Source organism: Streptomyces sp. SID486 (assembly GCF_009865385.1).
Classification (GTDB): Bacteria; Actinomycetota; Actinomycetes; order Streptomycetales; family Streptomycetaceae; genus Streptomyces.
The window spans coordinates 1-4,417 of the sequence record NZ_WWJT01000531.1 but is presented as its reverse complement, the minus strand read 5'-3'; the positions used below and the strand labels follow the sequence as shown (position 1 = coordinate 4,417).

Here is a 4,417-nt window from a genome sequence, read left to right as displayed (position 1 = left end):
CGAGATCCGCGAGCGGATGAGCGGCAACCTCTGCCGCTGCGGTGCGTACGTCTCGATCGTCGAGGCCGTGGCCCGCGCCGCGGAAGAGAGCCGCACGCATCCCGTGCGGGCGCCGAAGGAGGCCCTCGCATGAAGGAGTTCGGCTATCAGCGCGCGTCCGACGTCGCCGGCGCCGTCGCGCTCCTCGGCGCCGAACCGGACGCCCGCTTCCTCGGCGGCGGCACCAACCTCGTCGACCTGATGAAAGCCGGTGTCGAGCGCCCCGCCCGCCTCGTCGACGTCCGTGAACTACCCCTCGGCCAGGTCGAGCCGACGCCCGAGGGAGGTCTGCACGTCGGCGCCACCGTCACCAACGCCGAGCTGGCCGCCCACCCCGAGGTCCGGCGCCGCTACCCGGCCCTCGCGCAGGCGGTGCTGAGCGGTGCGTCGGGGCAGCTGCGCAACATGGCCACCGTCGGCGGCAACCTGCTGCAGCGCACCCGCTGCGGCTACTTCACCGATGTCACCCAGCCCTGCAACAAGCGGGTGCCGGGCAGCGGCTGCCCCGCCGTCGAGGGCGAGCACCACAACCACGCGATCCTGGGCGCCACCGACCACTGCGTGGCCGTACACCCCTCGGACATGGCCGTGGCCCTCACCGCGTTCGACGCCGTCGTCCACTTCGAAGCGGCAGACGGCGCGGGGGAGTTGCCGCTCGGCGACCTCTACCTGCCCGTCGGCGACACCCCGCACCGCGAGACCGCTCTGCCGCCGGGCGCCCTGGTCACCGGCGTCACGCTGCCGCCCGCCCCGGCCGCCGCCAACTCCCGCTACCGCAAGGTGCGCGAGCGCGCCTCCTACGCGTTCGCCATCGGCTCCGTCGCCGCCGCCCTCGACGTACGCGACGGCGTGGTCCGGGACGCGCGCCTGGCCCTCGGCGCCGTCGCCTCCCGGCCGTGGCGGGCCGTCGCCGCCGAGCGCGTCCTGACCGGTGCGCCGGCCACCCCGCAGACCTACGCCGCCGCGGCCGACGCCGAACTGGCGACGGCACGTCCGCTGCCCCGGAACGCGTACAAGGTGGACCTCGTCCGCAACCTCGTGGTGGCCGTCCTGACCGAACTGGTCGAGGAGGCCACACGATGACCGCCTTCACCACCGAGACGTCCGCGACCGGCGTACAGGCACCCTCCGTCGGCACCGCCCGCACCCGCGTCGAGGGCCGGGACAAGGTCACCGGCGCCGCCCGCTACGCGGGCGAGGTGCCCTTCGCCGGCCTCGCCCACGGCTGGCTGGTGCTGTCCAGGGTCGCCCGCGGCCGCATCCGCTCCCTCGACACCGCTCCCGTCCTCGCCATGCCCGGTGTCCTGGCCGTCCTGGACCACCGCAACGCCCCACGCCTGGAGACCGACTACACCGGCCTGCTGGGCATGCGCCCGGACCCCACCTGCGCCGTCTTCCAGCACGACCGGGTACCGCACCTGGGCTGGCCGGTGGCGCTGGTCGTCGCCGAGACCTCCGAGCAGGCCAGGGAGGCGGCCGAGACCCTCGTGGTGCACTACGAACAGCAGCCCCACGAAACCGAGTTCACCGGCGAGCACCCGGACGCCCACCCGGTGGACGGCCATATGCCCGCGGTGACGCGGAAGGGCGACCTCGACGCCGAACTCGCCGCCTCCGCCGTCGTGGTGGACGCGGAGTACACCACCCCCGAAGAGCACCACAACCCCATGGAACCCCATGCGGCCACCGCCCGCTGGGACGCCGGCCGGCTCGAAGTGATCGACTCCAACCAGGGCGCCACCTGGGTCGTCGGTGAACTCGCCAGTCTCTTCTCGCTCGACCCCGCCTCGGTACGCGTACGCTCCGAACACGTCGGCGGCGGCTTCGGCAGCAAGGGCGTCCGCGCCCACCAGGTGGCCGCCGTCATGGCCGCCACCGTCCTCCAGCGCCCCGTACGCGTCGTCCTGACCCGGCGGCAGATGTTCTCCCTGGCCGGCTACCGCAGCCCCACCTCCCAGCGCGTCCGGCTCGGCGCCGACGCCGACGGGCGCCTGCGCGCTCTGGAACACCGCGCCCTCAGCCTCACCTCCACCGTCCACGAGTTCGTCGAACCGAGCGCCGGGGTGGCCCGGGTGATGTACGACGCCGACGCCCACCACACCGCCAACCGCGTCGTCGCGCTCGACGTGCCGTCCCCGACGTTCATGCGCGCCCCGGGCGAGGCGCCGGGCTCGTTCGCGCTGGAGTGCGCGCTCGACGAACTCGCCGAGAAGTGCGGTGTCGACCCGGTCGAGCTGCGCCTGCGCAACGAACCCGCCAGGGGACCGGTCTCCGGGCTGCCGTTCGCCGGACGCAACCTGGCCGCCTGCCTCCGGGAGGGTGCCCGCAGGTTCGGCTGGGCGGACCGGGACCCGCGGCCCGGTGTGCGCCGGGACGGCCGCCGGCTGCTGGGAACCGGCATGGCGGCGGCCTCCTTCCCGGCCGGCGCCGCACCGTCCACCGCGACGGCGACCGCGCACCCGGACGGCACCTTCACCGTCCGCATCTCCGCGGCCGACATCGGCACCGGGGCCCGTACTGCACTCACCCTGGTCGCCGCGGACGCCCTCCGGGTGGCCCCCGAGCGCGTCCGGGTACGCATCGGAGACAGCGACTTCGGTCCCGCGATGATCGCCGGCGGTTCCATGGGCACCCGGTCCTGGTCCTGGGCGATCAACGAGGCGGCCGGTGAACTGCGCGACCGGCTCGCCATCGGCGCCGGCGTACCGCCCGAGGGCATCACCGTACGGTCCGACACCACCGCCGCGATCGGCGCCCTCGCCCCCGCCGAACGGCACTCCTACGGTGCGCAGTTCGCCGAGGTCGCGGTGGACGTCGACACCGGTGAGGTGCGAGTGCGGCGCATGCTCGGCATCTTCGCGGCGGGCCGTATCGTCAATCCGCTCACCGCACGCAACCAGCTGCTGGGCGGCATGATCTGGGGCATCTCCATGGCCCTGCACGAGGAGGCCGTCCGGGACCACGCCTCCGGCGGCCATGTCGGTGCCGACCTCGCCGGCTACCACGTGGCCACACACGCCGACGTGCCCCGGATCGAGGCCGACTGGATCGATGACGCCGACCCGGACGACCCGGTCGGGATCAAGGGCATCGGAGAGATCGGCATCGTGGGCGCCGCGGCGGCCGTCGCCAACGCCGTCCGGCACGCCACCGGAGTGCGCCACCGCACCCTGCCCATCCGCCCGGACCGCGTCCTGTCCGCCGTCGAGGAGGTACCGGATGCTCGACCTGGCAGCTGAACTGGACCGCTGGACGGAGGAGGGCCGGGAGTATGCCGTCGCCACCGTGGTGGCGGTCGGCGGCAGTGCGCCACGCGGCCCCGGCGCCGCCCTCGCCGTCGACGGCGCCGGCACCGTCATCGGCTCCGTCTCCGGCGGCTGCGTGGAGGGCGCCGTCTACGAACTGTGCCGACAGGCACTCCGGACGGGCGACAGCGTCGTCGAACGGTTCGGCTACAGCGACGACGACGCCTTCGCCGTGGGACTGACCTGCGGCGGGACGATCGACATGCTGATCACACCGGTGGGCGGGCAGGCACCCGCCCGCACGGTCCTGGCGTCGGCCCTGACGGCCGCCGCCCGCAGCGAACCGGCGGCCCTCGCGCGGGTCGCCCGCGGCCCGGCCGACATGCTCGGCCGCGCACTGCTGGTACGGCCCGACGGCACGGTCGAGGGCGGGCTGGGCGGCCACCCGGACCTGGACCGCACGGCGGCCGCCGAAGCGCGCGCCCTGCTGGAGGCGGGCCGCACCGCTACCGTGGACCTCTCCGCGGACGGCACGCACTGCCCCGGAGGGCTCACCCTGCTGGTCGAGTCGAACGTGCCGCCCCCTCGCCTCATCGTCTTCGGCGCGATCGACTTCGCGTCGGCACTCGTGCGGACCGGCAAGTTCCTCGGCTACCACGTGACCGTCTGCGACGCCCGCCCCGTCTTCGCCACCCGGGCCCGCTTCCCCGACGCCGACGAGGTCGCCGTCGACTGGCCGCACCGCTACCTGCGGCACACCACCACCGACGCCCGCACCGTCCTGTGCGTGCTCACCCACGACGCGAAGTTCGACATCCCCCTGCTGAAGACGGCCCTGCGCCTGCCCGTGGCGTTCGTCGGCGCCATGGGCTCACGCCGCACCCACGAGGACCGCAACCGGCGGTTGCGCGCGGAAGGCGTCACCGAGGAGGAACTGGCACGGCTGCGCTCCCCGATCGGCCTCGACCTCGGCGCCCGGACGCCGGAGGAGACCGCCCTGTCGATCGCGGCGGAGATCGTCGCCGCCCGGCGGGGCGGCACGGGTACGCCCCTGACCGGATCGAGGACGCCGATCCACCGCGACGGCGGAGCGCGCGGCGGGGAGAGCCGACCCGGCCGCGGCCGGCCGGCGC

At 74.7% G+C, this 4,417-nt stretch carries 4 protein-coding genes; all 4 read left to right on the top strand.

What is annotated here, in order from left to right; all coding sequences use genetic code 11:
- Positions 1–133 (top strand): 2Fe-2S iron-sulfur cluster-binding protein (locus tag GT045_RS24465; protein WP_237538842.1); only part of this gene is annotated, 133 nt, incomplete at its 5' end.
- On the top strand, positions 130–1,122 hold the full coding sequence (locus GT045_RS24460) for a xanthine dehydrogenase family protein subunit M (protein ID WP_161335456.1): 993 nt from the start codon (positions 130–132) through the stop codon (positions 1,120–1,122). The genes GT045_RS24465 and GT045_RS24460, both read left to right, overlap by 4 nt.
- Complete coding sequence (locus GT045_RS24455; protein ID WP_161335455.1) at positions 1,119–3,278, top strand: xanthine dehydrogenase family protein molybdopterin-binding subunit; 2,160 nt, start codon at positions 1,119–1,121, stop codon at positions 3,276–3,278. The genes GT045_RS24460 and GT045_RS24455 overlap by 4 nt, the downstream gene beginning before the upstream one ends.
- Positions 3,259–4,417 (top strand): XdhC/CoxI family protein (locus GT045_RS24450; protein WP_161335454.1); only part of this gene is annotated, 1,159 nt, incomplete at its 3' end. The genes GT045_RS24455 and GT045_RS24450, both read left to right, overlap by 20 nt.